Source organism: Belliella marina, assembly GCF_042682445.1.
Taxonomy (GTDB): Bacteria; Bacteroidota; Bacteroidia; order Cytophagales; family Cyclobacteriaceae; genus Belliella; species Belliella marina.
Window position 1 is genome coordinate 509757 of record NZ_JBHUHR010000045.1, and the last position, 19233, is coordinate 528989.

General features: G+C 40.7%; 16 protein-coding genes and 1 other RNA gene. 12 read left to right on the forward strand and 5 right to left on the reverse strand.

Annotated features, from left to right (window positions below):
- From ACFSKL_RS19025 to ACFSKL_RS19035, 3 genes are all read right to left on the reverse strand, one after another.
- Positions 1-1125 (reverse strand): DUF4221 family protein, encoded by a 1125-nt coding sequence (locus tag ACFSKL_RS19025; RefSeq protein WP_376888380.1) that lies wholly within the window; start codon positions 1123-1125, stop codon positions 1-3.
- A gap of 66 nt (positions 1126-1191) precedes the next feature.
- Positions 1192-1785, reverse strand: a complete 594-nt coding sequence (locus ACFSKL_RS19030) for a DUF3109 family protein (protein ID WP_376888382.1) — start codon at positions 1783-1785, stop codon at positions 1192-1194.
- Between the two features lie 163 nt (positions 1786-1948).
- Positions 1949-4375, reverse strand: coding sequence for a TonB-dependent receptor domain-containing protein (locus ACFSKL_RS19035; protein ID WP_376888383.1), 2427 nt, complete (start codon positions 4373-4375; stop codon positions 1949-1951).
- 243 nt (positions 4376-4618) lie between these two features.
- Here ACFSKL_RS19035 and rnpB point away from each other — a divergent pair.
- Together rnpB and ACFSKL_RS19045 are read left to right on the forward strand one after the other, a co-directional pair.
- Positions 4619-5026, forward strand: an RNA gene (gene rnpB, locus ACFSKL_RS19040) — RNase P RNA component class A.
- Positions 5027-5055: 29 nt separating this feature from the next.
- On the forward strand, positions 5056-6213 hold the full coding sequence (locus ACFSKL_RS19045) for a sigma-54-dependent transcriptional regulator (RefSeq protein ID WP_376888385.1): 1158 nt from the start codon (positions 5056-5058) through the stop codon (positions 6211-6213).
- A gap of 190 nt (positions 6214-6403) precedes the next feature.
- Here ACFSKL_RS19045 and ACFSKL_RS19050 read toward each other — a convergent pair whose 3' ends face one another.
- Positions 6404-7399 (reverse strand): long-chain-fatty-acid--protein ligase, encoded by a 996-nt coding sequence (locus ACFSKL_RS19050; RefSeq protein WP_376888387.1) that lies wholly within the window; start codon positions 7397-7399, stop codon positions 6404-6406.
- 71 nt (positions 7400-7470) lie between these two features.
- Between ACFSKL_RS19050 and ACFSKL_RS19055 the strand changes: the two genes are divergently transcribed.
- The 8 genes from ACFSKL_RS19055 to ACFSKL_RS19090 all read left to right on the forward strand — a co-directional run bounded on the left by ACFSKL_RS19055 (position 7471) and on the right by ACFSKL_RS19090 (position 14648).
- Positions 7471-8145 carry a hypothetical protein gene (locus tag ACFSKL_RS19055; protein WP_376888389.1) on the forward strand — a complete coding sequence of 225 codons (675 nt, stop codon included), beginning with the start codon at positions 7471-7473 and terminating at the stop codon, positions 8143-8145.
- Between the two features lie 142 nt (positions 8146-8287).
- On the forward strand, positions 8288-8851 hold the full coding sequence (locus ACFSKL_RS19060) for a porin family protein (protein WP_376888390.1): 564 nt from the start codon (positions 8288-8290) through the stop codon (positions 8849-8851).
- 140 nt (positions 8852-8991) lie between these two features.
- Positions 8992-10632: an acetolactate synthase large subunit gene (locus ACFSKL_RS19065; protein ID WP_376888392.1), complete on the forward strand. Its 1641-nt coding sequence runs from the start codon at positions 8992-8994 to the stop codon at positions 10630-10632.
- Positions 10629-12029 carry an aldehyde dehydrogenase family protein gene (locus ACFSKL_RS19070; RefSeq protein WP_376888394.1) on the forward strand — a complete coding sequence of 467 codons (1401 nt, stop codon included), beginning with the start codon at positions 10629-10631 and terminating at the stop codon, positions 12027-12029. The genes ACFSKL_RS19065 and ACFSKL_RS19070 overlap by 4 nt, the downstream gene beginning before the upstream one ends.
- A 2-nt stretch (positions 12030-12031) precedes the next feature.
- Positions 12032-12316 carry a GNAT family N-acetyltransferase gene (locus ACFSKL_RS19075; protein ID WP_376888396.1) on the forward strand — a complete coding sequence of 95 codons (285 nt, stop codon included), beginning with the start codon at positions 12032-12034 and terminating at the stop codon, positions 12314-12316.
- Positions 12317-12457: 141 nt separating this feature from the next.
- Positions 12458-12871, forward strand: a complete 414-nt coding sequence (locus ACFSKL_RS19080) for a (4Fe-4S)-binding protein (RefSeq protein WP_376888397.1) — start codon at positions 12458-12460, stop codon at positions 12869-12871.
- 106 nt (positions 12872-12977) lie between these two features.
- Positions 12978-13541: a YdeI/OmpD-associated family protein gene (locus ACFSKL_RS19085; protein WP_376888399.1), complete on the forward strand. Its 564-nt coding sequence runs from the start codon at positions 12978-12980 to the stop codon at positions 13539-13541.
- 33 nt (positions 13542-13574) lie between these two features.
- Positions 13575-14648: an MBL fold metallo-hydrolase gene (locus ACFSKL_RS19090; protein WP_376888401.1), complete on the forward strand. Its 1074-nt coding sequence runs from the start codon at positions 13575-13577 to the stop codon at positions 14646-14648.
- 81 nt (positions 14649-14729) lie between these two features.
- On the opposite strand, the gene ACFSKL_RS19095 is transcribed toward ACFSKL_RS19090, so the two are convergent.
- Positions 14730-15725: a bestrophin family protein gene (locus ACFSKL_RS19095; RefSeq protein WP_376888403.1), complete on the reverse strand. Its 996-nt coding sequence runs from the start codon at positions 15723-15725 to the stop codon at positions 14730-14732.
- Between the two features lie 197 nt (positions 15726-15922).
- Here ACFSKL_RS19095 and ACFSKL_RS19100 point away from each other — a divergent pair, with 197 nt between their 5' ends.
- Positions 15923-17149, forward strand: a complete 1227-nt coding sequence (locus ACFSKL_RS19100) for a DEAD/DEAH box helicase (protein WP_376888405.1) — start codon at positions 15923-15925, stop codon at positions 17147-17149.
- 259 nt (positions 17150-17408) lie between these two features.
- A complete protein-coding gene (locus tag ACFSKL_RS19105; protein ID WP_376888407.1) occupies positions 17409-19163 on the forward strand; it encodes a SulP family inorganic anion transporter in 1755 nt (584 codons plus the stop codon).
- Positions 19164-19233: the final 70 nt, after the last annotated feature.

The window sequence follows — 19233 nt, forward strand, 5'->3', positions numbered from 1 at the left end:
CTATTTTTTCAACAACAACCTAAACTGCAACTTATCCTCATCCAAGTCAGGGTTGTCTGGATGGTCTGTAGAAAACCAGATACCTTCTTTCGTATCAAAAATATAATTTCCATTGGTTTCTTTTTCAGGGAGGTTTAACTCCCCTACTTTCTTGAATTGCTCGTCAAGGAATACAAGTGCCCATTTTGAAGGCATAAAAGTCCCCATAAAATCATCTCCCTCAGGTGCTTCCTCAAACTTGGCTGTTCGAATATAGATATTGTGATGGGGATAGAAGGCAAAATTAAGGTAATTATCTGTATGATTCATCAGCCTCATAATTTCATCCATTTCTTCAAACATATCCTTTTGGGACACTGGAGGGTCTGGAGAAAACCCGGTAAGGGAAGCCTCCACATTTATGACCTCTCCTTTGTGATATACAAAAATATCTTTGTAATTGTGGTTGATGATCATTTCACCATTTTTCCCTATCCCCAAGGTTGGCATGATAAATTTATTCAGGTTATTGCCTAAATAGGTCCTGTCAAAAAAACTCAATTTTTCATAAGAATGATCTTCAAGATTGTAGACAATCAGATTGGGTAAGGCTGCAAGTTCATCTACAGAAAGGTCTGTCCATTTGAAGATCATTGGAAATGCAGGAAAATAGAGTAGATTTTCTATTTTTTGAAAATTGTTTGGCAAAATGGCAATGTTGTTATCGACCAACTCTGATGTTTGTAAAGAAACCTTTTCCACCAATTCGCCATGTGGGTTCATTTTGTACAACTTGTCATTAGATGCATAAAACAAAATATTCCCTTCATCGTCGATCTGAAAATCAATCACCTGACCATCTACCCCATTCGGACCTTCTTTTTCAAATTCCGTAAGAAAAATCATCTCTTGGGATTCTTTATCAAAGGCTGCCACAGAAAATTTTCTGTGATTGAAAAAATAAATTCTATCCTTGACATTTTGGAAACCCAAATAGAAATGTCCCCAACCTTCCGGCATATCAAAAGCCTTTACCCTCGAATCAAGTTCAAAACTTAGATCTGATAGTTCTTCTTTCTGGATTTTTGGTGAACTACAGGAGAATATTGTCAATATTAAAAATCCTAAGTATAAGCAAGTTTTCATAATTGGTAAGTTTTTTGATTTGAAAGAATCACCAATTTATAAAAACTTATTCTTAAGTTAATATAATCAACTAATTTTTATTTCTTCCTTTGATGCTCCGTTTTCTATTTCCTCTACCAATTCACCATACCAATCTTCGCCGAATTTTCTGATCAGCGCATCTTTGAGAAACTTATAGATTGGTACACCGAGTTTTGAACCCAATACACAGGCAGCACTGCAAATGTCCCAACGGTCGTAATTCAAAGCTTCAAAATCATCATATTTCTTCACCCTGATTGGGTATAGATGACATGAAATAGGTTTTTTATAAGCAATTTTCCCATCCAGATAAGCTTGCTCGATGCCACATTTCAAGATGCCTTTTTCATCATACAGTGCGTAGGCGCATTCTCTATTGTCACCGATTGTTGGTGTACCTTTGTCCCCATCTTTATCTATCACCCAAGTCCCCTGTTTTGAGATGGCCTCTCTTCCTTCTTGGGTGATGTAATCTTTGACAACGGGGTAAATATCTTCTATGATCTGGATCTCTTCATCTTCCAATGGAGCTCCTGCATCACCTTCTACACAACAAGCTCCCTTGCATTTTTCAAGATCACAAACAAAAAACTGTTCTTTGATATCATCACTGATAACCGCATTGCCTACTAATATCATCTTTTATCCTTATTAGGGTGCAAAGCTACAAAAAAGAACCGTTCCGAAAAATCGGAACGGTTCAACCCAGCACTATGAAGAAAAGCTATTTAAAGCCTTACATGTTATGAAACAGTACTGATCAGAGATTGTTTGAAAGAGTTTTAAAAAAACCTTATTTTCCTTAGAATTTAAACTCATAGCCCGCAGTGATAAATCTCGGCAATCCAACCCTTATCCCCTGTGGTCTTCTATTGGCAATATATCTTGCGTCAGTTATATTTTTGACACTTACATTGAATCTTGAGTTCCATTTTTTTACGTCATAGCTAATCATTGCATCGGCTACTGTATAAGCATCAATCTTACCATTCCTGCCATCTAATGTCGGCAACTCTCTATTGAGTTCATCTGTGTATTGTTCTCCGACATAATTCAGGGAAACCCTTGCACCCAATCCAGAGTTGGTCTCCAATGTCAGCGCAGAATTGACAAACCAATTGGGAGCATAAGGAGTTCTGTTTCCATTGACATTGACATCATCAATAAACCTATCGGCAGCGTATGTGGACATCGCATAAGTAGCATTGACATCATAAGTCAATCTTGTTTTGGAAAAACCAAACAGATTGCTCAAATCAAAAACCAATGCAGATTCCACACCTCGGTGCTTGGTAGCGCCTGCATTCACCACACCGAACCCCTCACCACCAGACGATTCAGACACATCGATAATCTGATTGCTGAAATCCATATAAAACCCTGTCATTTCCATGAAAACCCAATTGGAAAGCTCTGTCCTAAAACCAAATTCATAATTCCAACTTTCTTCTGCATCCAAATCAAGGACATCACCGACTGCAGTAATCGCATCTTTTGTTCGAGGTGGGGCGTAGCCTTTATGAACCCCTCCAAAGAAATTCAATGCCTGGACAGGTCTATAGTTGAAACCCATCCCTGGAATGATTTCATGGATTACATTATTTGCTACCAAAACCGTGTCCCTTACAACATTGGCAAATCTCCTTCTTCTGATATCCCTTTCATAATTGAAATTCTCATACCTCACGCCCACATTGAAATCCACTTTTTCGGAAAGCGCAATTTTATTTTGTACATAAGCCGCAAATGCCTTGCCTGTCCTAATTTCATCTTCTACCAAGTTTCCACTTTTTACTCCCGCTTTGGTTCCATTGATTCTTTGTTCGTTGGCTTGCTCCCAAAGCAATCTCGTCCCTACTGTCAATTCATTTTTCAAATTGAAAAGCTGATGATCTACTTCTAATCTAGGCTCAATGCCTCCTACAGCAAACTGTCTATTTCTGTTGCCTGTACCATTACTCATAAAAATCGCCCCACCGGGGATATCTCTATCTCCCCACACCACACCAGTCCAGTTTGAAGGAGCTGTATTGGTATTATTAATGGTGAAATCCTGTCTGTTCCAGTTTCTCGTGGTAGTATAGCCATAAGCTATTGTATTCAACCTCACATTTTCACTGAATCTATACTTATGGCTAAAACTGATGGAGTATCTTGACACATCAAGTTGATCATCGGGCGCAAGTCTTGTAAAATCTTGTCCTCCTTGGTCATACATCACTTGGTTCAAGCCAATATATGTTGAATTCGAAACCTCATTATATACACCCAATTTCAATCCCAACTCAGATTTCTCATTGATATTGAACAAGAATTTCGTATTGAAATCAGTGATATCAAAACTGGTAGGACCTACATTATCAGCTCTTTTCTTCAACAGATTGACTTGCATACCTGTGTTTCCAAAAGTATTCCCGTAATTCACAAGCCCAGAAAAATAACCACCCTGGCCACCTTGGATTCTAACTGATCCTTCCTGCTCCTTTGGTGGATTTCGGGAAATATAATTCACGACTCCCCCTATAGTCTGTGGACCATACAGAATCTGCCCTGATCCTTTTAGTATTTCTACCCCTGCCATTCTGTCTATCGCTGGAGAATAATACAACTCAGGTTCCCCATATGGAGAAAGTGCTACAGGAACCCCATCTTCAAGGACAAGGACTGATTTGCTCCTATCAGGATCCAAGCCCCTGATACCAATGTTGACTCTCATCCCAACACCTTCTTCGTCCACTACATGGACCCCTGGGGATCTTCTCAAGACTTCATTTCCACTGATTGGAGAAATTGCATCAATTTCACGCTGATCGATATATGTCACAGAACCCGGCACTTTACTGAAAACCCGGTCTTTTGAAGCAATGACAGTCATTTGGGGCATTTCAACATCACTTTCAAGAAACACCAAATCCAATTCACTGATCTGTCCACCCTTTACTGTCACTCCCCTGGTGAATGTTTTATAGCCTACCGCGGAAACTTTGATGATATAATCACCATCTTCCAAATCATATATCTGAAATGATCCATCCATTTTGGTGTGTGTACCTTTCACTGTCCCCAACACCAGGATATTGGCATAAGGAACTACTTCTCCATTGCCAGACTTGATCTTACCTGCTATCACCAAAGACTTTTCATCATTCGGATTTTTGGCTTCCAAATGACCTATACTGGCTATAAATAAGCCGATGACACATATTAAAGCGGTAAATCTTGCAAACATATCCTGATAATTAAATTATTCTTATTTAGATTTAGTATAATTAATGTCGCAAAAGTATATTCTATTTAAACTTAATCCAAATAAGAAGACAAATGTTTTTTGGCAAAACATCAACAAATTTGGAAGACCGTGATTTGCCTTTTACAGTTGAAATACGTGGAAAAGAAAGTCATCAGATTGATTATGGGAAAGAGAAGGGATTTCAAATACATATAGAATGAAATAAAATCCTTTTCTTTGTGTCGTACAAGCTGACTTGTCGCCGTCCCGGTCTACGGGAGGGAGGAAAGTCCGGGCAACATAGAGCGCCATACTTCCTAACGGGAAGGGGCCAAGTTGGTGACGACTTGGTCACAGACAGTGCCACAGAAAATATACCGCCCCGATCTTGATCGGGGTAAGGGTGAAATGGTGGGGTAAGAGCCCACCGTCCCGATGGTGACATCGGGAGCAGGGTAAACCTTATGGGTTGAAAGACCAAATAGGCTCCGATCTAAGGGCTGCTCGTCCAAATTTCTCTTCTCGGAGAGAAATCATCGGAGTGGGTAGGTTGATTGAGTCTGTCCGTGAGGGCAGATCTAGATAAATGACAAGTACTCCTACTGCCTGGCAGGAAGAGAACAGAACCCGGCTTACAGGCTTGTACATTTTTTTCCAATGTAAAAAACAAACAAAACCATATGCCAAAAATTCTAATTATCGATGATGAAAGGGTTATCAGAGCCACTTTGAAAGAAATTTTAGAATATGAAAAGTACGATATTTCCGAGGCACAAGACGGTGAAGAAGGTTGGAAAAAAATCCAGGAAGAGGATTTTGACTTAGTCCTATGTGACATCAAAATGCCCAAAATGGACGGGATTGAAGTCTTGGACAAAGTAGCTACTTTGGAAAAACAACCTCAGTTCATCATGATTTCGGCACATGGCAGCATCGAGACTGCTGTCGAGGCTACCAAAAAAGGTGCTTTTGACTTTGTACCCAAGCCACCTGACCTCAACAGACTCCTCCTGACTGTCCGCAATGCCTTGGACAAAAAGGTACTAGTCACTGAGACCAAGGTTTTGAAAAAGAAATTGTCCAAAAAACTAGATATGGTCGGTGAATCAGAACCTATCAAGCTTGTCAAGGATACCATTGAAAAAGTAGCTCCAACCGATGCTCGGGTACTTATCACCGGACCAAACGGGACTGGGAAAGAGTTGGTGGCACATTGGTTGCATGAAAAGAGCAACCGTTCTGCAGCTCCATTCATTGCTGTAAACTGTGCCGCAATTCCAGCTGAATTGATCGAAAGTGAGCTGTTTGGACATGAAAAAGGGGCTTTTACCTCTGCCAACAAGCAGAGACAAGGAAAGTTTGAGCAGGCTGATGGCGGCACTTTATTCCTGGATGAGATTGGCGACATGAGTCTTTCAGCGCAAGCTAAAGTACTGCGGGCGCTTCAGGAACATAAAGTGACACGGGTAGGTGGTGACAAAGATATCCGGGTGGATGTTCGCGTACTAGCAGCCACCAACAAGGATCTCAAAAAAGAAATTGAAGAAGGTAAATTCAGGGAAGATCTATACCATAGACTGAGTGTAATCCTGATCCAAGTACCAGCATTGAAAGAGAGAAAAGAAGACATCCCATTGTTGGTAGAGAAGTTCTTGGAGGATATTTCCAAAGAGTACGGTACTGCTAAAAAAGACATTGAAAAGTCGGCATTATCAAAACTTCAAGAATTTCCTTGGACAGGAAACATCAGGGAATTGAGGAATGTCGTGGAAAGATTGGTGATATTGGGCGAAAAATCCATTTGCCTAAATGACATAAAAAAATATGCTGACTATTGATAGTCAGCATATTTTTTTATCCTTTAATCTCTTTTGCGTCCAAAGCTTTTGCATAAGCAGGACAGGGTCTATTTGATGCACATGAGCTCAATGCCAATATACCCACGGTGACAAGCGCTATCAATATCCTTTTCATAATTCTACTTTTTAATAAAGACCAAATATGTTTAATTCCCGGAGGAATACAAAATTAATTCACCATTAAGTTACAGCCCCTCACTTCACTGTTGTCAAATCTGCCTAAAATCTCCAAATTTCCCTCAGTATCATAACGTCCCAAATCTTGGGTTTCTATAAAGGCACAAGAATGGAAATTTGCCAAATCTATGATATTAATCCCACCTTGACTTCTCTGCGACTGTGAAAATGGATCATTGACATCCCTTATCAAAACGTGCATGGTACTTGGTAAAGTATATTTCCCTTCACCTTTCGAATAAGCTTGGGACATCAATTCGGTCATGCCATATTCTGAATGAATAGCATCCTGATGAAATGCCTCTTTCAAAATATCATGTACTTCCTCCCTGATCATCTCCTTTCTCCTACCCTTCATCCCCCCAGTCTCCATGACGATCAAATTCCCCATTTCGGGAAATTCCATCCCCCCCTCTGCCAAATCCAACAAAGCAAATGTCACCCCCAGCAAAAGTACTTTCTTTGCACTGCTTTTTAGATCATGAAGCTTCTCAATTAGCTCTCCATGGTTGTAGAGGTAAGTTCCTGAGTGGGGTGATCCGGATTTTTGGATAAAAAACTGAGCCATACTGACCAACGAACTCCCCGGTCTCTCCATATAGGCAGGCAAGAGCGCCAACACATGAAAATCTGTTATTTTTCCATATTCCCTCTCAAACTGACTGAGTGCATGGGCCAAATAAAATGCTTCGGACCATATATAATGCTTACTGGTGATCATACCAGTGGTTCCACTACTGGAATAATACCTTTCATAATCAGCAATTTCTCCAGTAACTACCTGATGATCCTTAAAAAAACGAATGGGTAGAAATGGAATCCTATCAATGCTCTCTACTGTTTCGGGATTAATCCTTCTTGCTGCTAGATAAGTTTGATAAATTTTATTGTTTTGAGACTGGAATCTAAAAAGTTCCAAAGCCTTTTCTTCAAAATTTGTGATTTTGGAATAAAGGATATCTTCAGAAAAACTTTTGAAATAATTCATCGTTTTATAATTTGTCTTGTCAAAATTAAGCAATTTTACCTCAAAGACTTTACTGAAATTAATCTTGGAACATGAATCGTGTTAAAAACTTCCTCCACACATTATTGTTTGCGGCACTTTTGGGTGCATGTATAAGTCCTCCAGACAATTTCCCCTCAGTTCCTGAAATCTCCTTTGAGGGCTTGTCATTCATCAATACATCAGAAGCTGATTCCTTGAAGGTGAAGATCAGGTTTAAAGATGCAGAAGGAGACTTGGGCTTGAATGCTACAGATCTCAATCCTCCATTCAACGAATTGAATTTTATCCGAGATAATGCTGGAGCTTTGATAACATATGGTACCCGACCTTCCAACGCACCAACCTATAACCCAATAGATTGGGCCATCAATCCCCGTGTAAACAATACAGTAGTCAACGATACGATTTGGGTCGAGCAAAACCCAAACCACTATAATATTTTTGTGAAATTTTTTATCAAGAGGAATGGGGTGTTCAATGAATACAGATGGGAAGACCCTCCATTCTATACCACTTTCAATGGAAGGTTCCCGAGAGTTCTTACCGACAATCAAAGTAAAGCCGTAGAAGGTACAATAGAATATGCCATGTTATCTTTTGGTTGGGAATCAGTATTCAGGACAGACACATTGAGGATAGATGTCCAGATACAGGACAGGGCTCTGAACCGAAGCAATACTGTATCCAGCCCCGAGTCAACCCTTGCCCAAATCATGGGGAATTGACAGTCTTGTCTTAGTTTAGCACAACATTTTCTAAAGAATTATTCTTTTTGGAAAGGTTTTTGTGAAATATATTTAATAATATTATTTCTTACAATTTTATTATTTGAAAATAAAATCTAACCCAAATCAAATTAACAACCACATGAAAAAATCACTGTATCTTACACTCGTTATAGTTTTGGTAGGTTTCACAGAAACTTACGCCCAAGGCTTGAATTTTGGCCTAAAAGGTGGTGCAAACTTCTCCAATTTTGAAGGAACCAGCGCTAATTTTGATTCAGAAAGTATTACCAGCTATCATGCAGGTGCATTTGTAGAACTTGGACTGTCCAGCAGATTGTCTATCCAGCCTGAGCTATTGTACTCCACCATGGGAGCAAATGTATCTTCTTTTAACTCAGCTGCTGATGATTTCAAAAATGAATTGGGATATATTTCCGTGCCTTTATTAGCTAGGATATACCTTATACCCAACAGATTGAGTATAGACTTAGGCCCCCAAGTTTCATTTTTGATGAGTGAAAAAGAGCATGTAGACCTAGATAAATCAAACACCTTTGATTTTGCCCTGGCAGGAGGTGTTACCCTTCAGGTATTTGGCCCTTTGTTTATCCAAGGGAGATACAATTTGGGTCTGACTGATGTTAAACCCGACGCTGATGTGACGAATAGGGTTTTACAACTTTCGGCGGGTATTAGATTCTAAACCAACCACTATCCAAACCAAAAAAAGTTCCCAAGGGAACTTTTTTTGGTTTAAGTGAAAGTAGAATTCTTGAAATCATTTTCAACGAATATCAGTTCTATATTCAATCATGAAGTTTTTTTCTAACCACAAACCATATTATGAAAGCATCAGACCTTTTTGTCAAAGCATTGGAAAATGAAGGAGTCGAATATATCTTCGCAGTACCTGGAGAAGAGAATTTGGACTTGTTACAATCACTCAAAAAATCCTCTATCAAACTCATTCTCAATCGTCACGAACAGGGAGCGGGTTTTATGGCAGCAACTTACGGACGGCTCACAGGCAAACCCGGCGTTTGCATGGCTACCCTGGGACCTGGAGCCACCAATTTGGTCACTCCAGCGGCATATGCCCAGCTTGGTGGCATGCCCATGATGATGATTACCGGCCAAAAACCGATCAAAAAAAGCAAACAAGCGAGATTTCAGATCATTGATGTGGTGGACATGATGCGTCCCATTACCAAATACACCAAGCAAATCGTCAACAGTAACAATATTGCTTCCCAAATCAGGGAAGTCTTCCGTATTGCCATTGAAGAAAAACCCGGTGCGGTACATTTGGAATTCCCGGAAGACATTGCACAGGAAGACTGTGAAGACATGGTTTTCGAAGTAACCGGCCACATCATTCCCAACCCTGATGAACAAGCCATTGACCAAGCTGTAAAATTGGTCCAAGATGCAAAAATGCCATTACTTCTCATTGGTGCAGGAGCCAACAGAAAAGTGACATGTGATGCCTTGAAGGCTTTTGTAGACCATACAGGCATTTTCTTTTTCAATACCCAAATGGGTAAAGGGGTCATTGACGAAAGACACCCCCAATATTTGGGAACAGCAGCCCTTTCAAGCAACGATTTTTTGCACGCAGCAATCGACGCTTCAGATTTGATCATCAATGTAGGACATGATGTGATCGAAAAACCTCCTTTCTTTATGAAACAAGGAGGAAAAAAAGTGATCCATATCAACTTCTCCCCTGCTGAAGTAGACCCAGTATATTTTCCGCAACTCAATGTGGTCGGTGACATCACCAATGCGGTAAGAAAGATCACTTCGAAAATACAAAAGCAAGGTCATTGGGAATTCAGTTTCTTTGAAAAAGTCAAAAATGAAGTTGCGAGCCATTTGGGCAAATATTTTGAAGATGAAAGGTTCCCCACCCTCCCGCAAAGATTGGTAAATCTTCTCCGCAAAAAATTGGCTTCCGAAGACATCATCACCCTTGACAATGGTGTATACAAGATATGGTTTGCCAGAAATTACACCTGTCATCAGCCCAATACCCTATTGCTTGACAATGCCTTGGCATCCATGGGAGCAGGTTTGCCATCCGCTATGATGGTCAAAATGCTTAATCCCAACAAAAGAGTAGTCTCCGTCTGTGGAGATGGGGGCTTTATGATGAATTCCCAAGAGATGGAGACAGCTGTCAGGTTAAATCTCAACCTCACTGTGATCATTTTGAATGATTCTGCCTATGGGATGATCAAGTGGAAACAGGAAGACATGGGCTTTGAAGATTTTGGATTAGATTATAAAAATCCTGATTTTGTAAAATATGCCGAGAGCTATGGAGCCAATGGTTACAGACCAAGCAGTGACGGGGATTTCCAAAAAATCCTAGACCATTGTCTCAACACCGATGGGGTTCATTTGATAGATCTTCCTGTAGACTACTCTCTGAACCACCCAATTTTGAATGTCATGTTAAAAGAAAAAGTAGATAAGCTATGAGTGATCAAAAAACATTGAAAATATACAATCCATTTAACCAAGAACTGATCAAGGAAATCCCAATGATGGGTAAAAAAGAGGTGATGGATTCTCTGGAAACCGCCTACAGTCTTTTTCAAGATCGGAACAATTGGCTTCCTGCTTTCAAAAGAATAGCGATTTTGGAAAAAGTGCAGGAAATCATGAAGGGCAAAATTGAAGAGTTGACCAAAACCGCTGCCGAAGAGGGTGGCAAACCTTATCAAGATTCCAAAGTGGAAGTAACACGTGCCATCAATGGTGTAAAAATAGCCTCTGAGGAAATTGGAAGATTGACAGGTGAGCAGATTCCTATGGGACTGACGGAAGCTTCTGTGGGAAGGATTGCCTTTACCACCAGGGAACCTATAGGTGTGGTTGCCTCCATTTCGGCTTTCAACCACCCTTTGAACCTAATCATCCATCAGACTGTCACGGCATTTGCAGCAGGATGCCCAGTGATCGTAAAACCCGCCTCTACTACCCCCCTATCATGTTTTGCATTTTTGGAAATACTCAAAGAAGCAGGAGTTCCAGAAGGCTGGGTACAAATCATCATCACTGACAATGATATTGCAGAGTCTTTGGTAACAGATCAAAGGGTAAATTACCTTTCTTTTATCGGCTCTGCCAAGGTAGGTTGGTATCTGAAATCTAAGCTTGCTCCCGGAACACGCTGTGCCTTGGAGCATGGCGGTGCTGCTCCGGTCATTGTAGAGAAAGATGCAAATATTGAGGAAATGATCCCTGCATTAGCCAAAGGTGGATTTTATCATGCAGGCCAAGTCTGTGTATCTGTCCAAAAGGTATTTGTCCATGAATCTATAGCCCGTAAGGTAGCTGGGAAGATTGCAGCAGCTGGAGAAAAAATGATCGTCGGTGATCCATTGGATAAGAAAACAGAGGTAGGACCATTGATCACGCCGAAAGAAGTCGATCGGGTAGAGGAATGGGTGGACGAAGCTGTAAAAAATGGTGCAGAGGCAATCTGTGGTGGAAAAAGAATTTCCGATACCTGCTATGAACCTACTGTCCTGTGGAATCCATCTCAGGACATGAAAGTTTCCAAAGAGGAAATTTTCGGACCGGTAGTCTGTGTCTATCCTTTCACAGACAGAGAAAAAGCGGTAGAAATTGCAAACTCCCTTCAATACCACTTCCAGGCGGCTGTATTTACCCAGAATTTAGACATTGCGCTAGATACTGTTCAGAAATTGAATGCTACAGCTGTCATGGTCAATGACCATACTGCATTTAGGGTCGATTGGATGCCATTTGGAGGCAGGGATGCTTCTGGAGAAGGTTTGGGAGGGATTCCATATTCCATGCATGAAATGACCCGGGAAAAATTGATGGTAATCAAAAGTAAACTTCTATAAATATGATCTCTGTAACACAGCAAAATTCGGAAAACAAAGGCCAATTCACCTTGCTTGATGACGGCAAGCAGATTGGTCTAATGACTTACTCCAAGGCGGGAAAAGACAAAATAATCATTGACCATACAGAAGTAGACCCTGCCTATAAAGGTCAGGGGATGGGTGAAAAACTGGTCTATGCTGGGGTCGAATACGCAAGAAATGAAAATCTTAAAATTCTACCTCTTTGCCCATTTGCAAAAATTATTTTTGCAAAAAACAAGGAAATCCAAGATGTAAGAGTTTAATTAAAGGTATGAAATCAAGACTGCCTGAAGCAGGCAGACATGGCGAGCACCTCACACACTGGGATGATTGTAAGACTTGCGAAGATTCCATAGCCTGTCCCGGTCAACCGGGGTGACCATTAAAAGACAAATTATAAACACATGAAAGAATATAGCAATGGTGAGGTTACCATCACTTGGGAACCAGAAAAATGCATCCATTCCGGAGCCTGTGTCAAGGGGCTTGGGGAAGTTTTCCAACCCAAAGAAAAGCCATGGATCAAAATCGATGCAGCTTCAAGTGGACAAATGATAGACCAAGTGAAAAAATGTCCTTCCGCAGCTTTGGGTTATTACATGACCGATAAAGGCAAGGAAGTTGAGTCCAGTTCAGAAGAGCAAATTGTGGAAGTTGTTGCCAATGGCCCTCTGATGGTCTATGGGAATATTGCAGTCAAGTTCAAAGATGGCCACACAGAGAGAAAAAGCAAAGTTTCGGCATTCTGTAGATGTGGTTCATCCCAAAACAAACCCTTTTGTGATGGTGCCCATAAAAAAATAGGTTTCGAAGGATAAATGAAGAGAACTTTACTTTTTCCTTTTACAATTTCTATAAACGCCATGCTAGTTTGCGGATAATGCAATAAACCTGAAATTGGCAGAAAAACAAACACCCAATCACATGAATAGCAATGAAACATGGACACAGGAGCTGAACCTACTCAAGGAAATCATCCATAAAACAGAGTTGGAACATGCCATCAAATGGGGAATTGATGTCTATACTTATGAAGGCCACAATGTGATTGGAATCTGTGGATTCAAGTCATATTTTGGGATTTGGTTTTATAACGGGGTATTTATCAATGACCACATGAATGTTTTTGTCAATGCACAAGAAGGAAAAACCAAGGCAATGAGACAGTGGAGGATGAACTCCATTGAAGATATAGACGAAAGCACATTGATTTCATACATCCAAGAAGCGATCGCAAACGAGAAAACAGGAAAGCGCTGGGTTGCCGAAAAATCCGGGAAACTTGAAATCACAGGATTATTGGCGGAAGCTCTCGAACAAGACCAACAATTCAAATTGAGTTTTGAAGCCCTAAGCCCTGGCAAACAAAAAGAGTACTTCGAGCATATACAATCTGCAAAACGAGCAGAAACACAACAGGCTAGGTTAGAAAAAATCAAGCCAATGGTCTTGGAAGGAAAAGGGCTCAATGATAAATATAAAAAGTAGAACCTAACGATGGTTTTCACAGTTTAACTGCTAATGAAATCCAAATACCTTTTTGTACTCCTTGTCCCAGCCTTGCTGATCTATATGATAACTGATCCCGCAAAAAACACCTCCCCTAGTTACCTTTCAAATCCCGAACTCGATACCACCCCACCAAATCCCGATTGGAAAGGATCTCCATTGGACGAAAATGGGAAATTTACAAATCTTTACCATCCGTTTGAATCATCCCTGAAAGATGTTCTGAAATGGAAATTGAGCAAAAATCCCCAAAAAAAGGAAAAGAAGGAGGATAAACGGGAATTACCGAAAACAGACCAAACATTTGACTTCAGTACCCAAGAAGATTATTTGATTTGGCTAGGCCATGCCACTTATCTCATCAGGATAGATGGCATCACATTCATTACAGATCCATTGTTGATTGATAATTTTTTCCTGAAAAGAAAAAGTGAACTGCCTTTTCCCATTGAATCATTTCCGAAAATTGATTATCTCTTGCTTTCCCATAACCACAGGGATCATTGTGACGAAACGAGTATCAAGTGGATCGTAGAACAAAACCCAAACATAAAAATATTGACTGGGTTGGAAATGGGGAAAGTGATTTCATCTTGGATAGGCGAACAGGAAGTCCAAGAAGCGGGATGGTACCAATCATATAAGCTGAATCAAGAAAATCTATCTATCCATTATGTTCCAAGCCGTCATTGGGCAAAAAGATCGCTAAACGATGATAACGAAAGCCTTTGGGGTGGTTTTTATATCCAAAACCAAAAAAAATCCATCTATTTCATGGGAGATAGTGGCCGGGGAATGCACTTTGAGGATATCAAAAACACATTTGGGTCTCCTGAATATTGCTTGATGGGAATCGGTGCCTACAAACCAGAGTGGTTTATGCACCAAGCCCATATCAGCCCTACCGACGCCATTGATGCCTTCAATACACTGGGGGGAAAATATTTCATCCCAATGCACTACGGCACATTTGACCTATCGGACGAACCAATCATGGAACCTTGGGATATCATCGAAGCCAAACAAGATTTAATTGATGGAAAATTGATAGAACCATTTCTCGGTAAAAACCTCTTCATCAATTAAACAAATCAAGGTACTATTTGATTTTGTTTTGGAAGGTGAGGGCACAGTCCGGGGGTGATTATTTTAGATATAGCTAACTTTTTACATCAAAAAACCATTTTCTACAGGATAAGGAGCAGGAGTGTTTTTTTCCTCCAACATTTCGAGCAAGTCAATCTCCACCGCCCTTGCAATGGAAGAAATGGGTACATCATTGTAGGCTGCTTCAAAAGGATTCTCTGAATAATCACCGATTTTGTCCATCAAAAAGAAAACCCAAATGATCAACCCAGAAAATGGGATGGTCAACCAAACATCCAACACGTCAGACCGTTCGAAAATATTGAGCAATCCAAATGGAATAAGTGCGCAAAAAACATAATTGATCCAAAGCGCCGTTGAAGCATATTGTCTGGGCAGGGGAAAATTTTTGATCCTTTCGCACATCCCTTGGTTATCGTACAGGTTACTGATGATCTGATGAAGCCAAACTTGCTTATAGTCAGAAATGAGCCCCTCATTCTTCATCTTCTCTATTTCCTCACTTTGTTTTTTGAGGATATGGGAAGGAATGTTTCCCTTGGTTTTAAGATACGTGAATTCAGTTTCGGAAAGGTATTTGCTTACTTCGGCATCTAGCCCTCCAATATATTCTTCACAGAATCCCGGTGCAAATTTCAATTTCATAGGATCTTCATTGTGTTCCCATGATTTTTTGACCCGCAAAACATGCTTTAAGGAGAGCATCCAAGCGAGATGTCTATAGATCATTTCTTTCTTTAAATCCTGATGGGCTTGCCCTTCTTTGGATTCCAGCAGGGTCAAAATTGCAGTTGCGAATTTGCGGCTATCATTGACGATCGCTCCCCATATCTTCCGCGCCTCCCATGTCCTGTCATAAGAGCTGTTGTTTTTGAACCCAAGATAAAATGCCACTGCTATACCTATCACACTGATAGGCTCCCAGGCCAAAGTGAAAGGGACTTCGGACATCCTATAAAAAACTATAATAATGGCAGAGTAGAGTATCCCATAGATCAAGGGTTTACTAGACCACCGTAGCGTCATCCATAAACTGTAATGCCTTTTTACATACATGTTGTTCTTTTTAAAAATTCCAAAAGTCAAATTAAGGAACTTTATTGAAAAACCTGCCTATCACTGTTCTAAATTAATTTATCTTATCTTTGTATCACTTTGTAAAAAGACCGGCAAGTTGTAAGCCGCTTTTAATTAATATTTCTGCTGATTCAGATCATACAACGTCTTTTCCAGCCCAAATTTCATTCAGCCACATGGCATTCAAAAACCTAGCATTAATTGACCCCATCCTCAAGGCACTGGCCGAGGAAGGTTACACCACTCCAACACCTATACAGCAAAAAGCCATTCCTTTGGTTTTGGAACAAAGAGACCTTTTGGGCTGCGCCCAGACAGGCACAGGGAAAACAGCTGCCTTTTCCATACCAATCATCCAGCTATTGGCTTTGCAAAAACAAAGAAGGCCAGGAATAAAAGCATTGATCCTCACCCCTACCAGGGAATTGGCTATACAGATCGACGAAAGCATTGCCGCCTATGGTAGGTTTACAGACATCAAACACACCGTGATCTTTGGTGGGGTTTCCCAACTGCACCAAACCAACGCACTCAAAAGAGGCATCGATATCCTTGTCGCTACACCGGGAAGATTACTGGATCTCATCAACCAAAAGTTTATCGATCTCAAGCAATTGCAATTCTTTGTTTTGGATGAAGCAGACAGAATGCTTGACATGGGTTTTATCCATGATGTAAGGAAAATAATCGCCCTGCTTCCAGCAAAAAGACAAACCTTGTTTTTCTCGGCAACCATGCCACCTGAAATCCAGAAGTTGGCAGATGTATTGTTGAAAAACCCTTCAAAAGTAGAGGTTACGCCTCCATCATCTACGGTTGACAAAATAGACCAAAAGCTCTATTTCACCAACAAGAGTGACAAACCGAAACTACTCCAACACCTATTGGATGAATATAAAATCAGAACTGCATTGGTATTCACAAGAACCAAACATGGTGCTGATAAGGTTGTTAAATTCTTGGCCAGAGATGGTGTAAGGGCTGCTGCAATTCATGGAAACAAAAGCCAGAATGCAAGACAAAATGCCTTGAAAGATTTCAAATCCGGAAAACTGCAGGTTCTTGTGGCAACAGATATCGCTGCAAGAGGTATTGATATCGATGAATTGGCGCACGTTTTCAACTATGATCTACCAAACGTATCGGAAACATATGTACACCGAATCGGGAGAACGGGTAGAGCCGGAAATACAGGAATTGCCATTTCGATTTGTGATGAAGAGCAAAGAAAAGAATTGAAGGATATTGAAAAATTGATTGGAAAAGATATTCCGGTGATCCTAGACCACCCATATCCTTCCAGCATGCCTGCTGGCTCTGGACTCTTACAGAAAGTAAAAGCCAAGTCCCAATCCCAAGGGAGAAGACCTCAGGGCAAACCCCATCATAAAAGAAGGGATTAAAAAAAAAGCTGCCAGGTGATTCCTGGCAGCTTTTGTTATTCATAAAATTGTTGGGTGGAGTCCGGGTTTCAGTAAATAGTTGTCGCTAAATGATTCCCATCTAACCAAATAAATTTTAACCATTTAGGTTACCCAAAAAGTTATGTGATGTAACATTCATCACCAAACCATTGGGAAATTATTTCGATTTTTGTGTCATTGATTGGGTTTGGATGATTCCTAACCTAATTTTTACTAATTTCAAGCATAGAAATCCGCAATGCAGCATAAAATCAAAAACACAGTAATGGGCTATCTTCCCATCTTGGAATGGTTGCCTAATTATAAAAAAAATGACTTACAGGGAGACTTGTCTGCAGGCTTGACCGTGGGAATCATGTTGATTCCACAAGGAATGGCCTACGCCATGCTCGCTGGCTTGGAGCCAATCCATGGATTGTATGCGGTGACTGTTCCTTTATTGCTTTATGCCATATTTGGTACTTCCAGGCAATTGGCCGTTGGTCCAGTGGCAATGGTATCCCTTTTGACAGCTGCAGGTATTGCGGGTTTGAATGCGGAATCCCCAGAACAATACCTCGTCTATGCACTTTCCTTGGCGTTTTTGGTAGGATTGATCCAATTTGGCATGGGACTGTTCAAGCTTGGATTTGTGGTCAACTTCCTTTCCCATCCAGTCATCAATGGTTTCACATCAGCAGCTGCCATCATCATTGGGCTCAGTCAAATCAAACACCTCTTCAGAATAGACCTCCCAAATTCAGAGCATATCCAAGAAATGGCAATCGCCATCTTCCAACACATTGGTGATATCCATTGGATCACCTTTGGGATCGGCGTGATTGGAATCATCATCATCAAGTATGGTAAAATAATCCACAAAAGCTTTCCTGCCCCTCTCGTGGCTGTAGTGTTTGGGATTCTGTTGGTCTGGGGATTTGACCTTACCGAACATGGAGTCAAGATCGTCGGCAGTGTCCCTAGCGGACTTCCTACACTTTCATCTCCCTCTTTCGATTTGGCAACATTAAAGATTCTTTTCCCAATAGCTTTGACCATCTCTTTGGTGGGTTTCGCAGAAAGCTTTGCTGTAGCCAAAACAATACAAACCAAGCACAAAGATTACAGACTCAATGCCAACCAAGAATTGATTGCATTGGGAATGGCTAATTTTGGTGCAGCATTTTTCAAAGGATATCCTGTAACGGGGGGATTTTCAAGGACTGCTGTTAATAATGATGCCGGAGCAAAAACGAACCTATCTTCGATCATCAGTGCCTTATTGATTGTTTTGACATTGCTTTTCTTTACCGATTTGTTTTACAATCTGCCAAGCACCATCTTGGCAGCAGTTGTTTTGGTGGCAGTTTCGGGCTTAATCGACTTCAAGGAGCCTGTACACTTATGGAAAAAAGACAAGGTGGACTTCTCCATGTTGATCGCCACATTTGTCATCACGCTGACTTTGGGTATAGAAACAGGGATTATCTCTGGTATGATTCTCTCTTTGGTCGTAGTTATATACCGAGCTTCCCGTCCCCATATTGCGCAACTGGGGCGTGTGCCTGGCAGCAATGTTTTCCGGAATATCAACAGATTTGACAATCTGGATGTAAAAGACGACCTGATGATCGTCAGAATCGACGGTCCCATCTATTTTGCCAATGTAGAGTTTATCAAAGAAAAGCTGGACAAATGGATCTTGGAACGGCCTACGAAAGTCAACATGATCATTTTCAATATGGAATCCGTAACCAATATCGACAGCACAGGAGCACATGAACTGGACGAATGGATCAACAACTGGAGAAAAATAGGTACAGACATCTGCATGACGAGCATCAAAGGTCCTGTCCGAGATGTATTGAACAGATGGGCAATTTTGGAATGTGTAGGTGCTGACCATGTCTTTTTAGATGACAATACAGCTGTATCCGCCTTTGACCACTCCATAGATACGGCTACACTTGAAAAATACACCCCCTACGCCATACAGTCTAACCTTAAGAAGTAATGTATCTGATTGTCTGTGGGGTTACTCTCAATTCATCAAAAAGTCTATCAATCTTCTATAAAATCTTTTT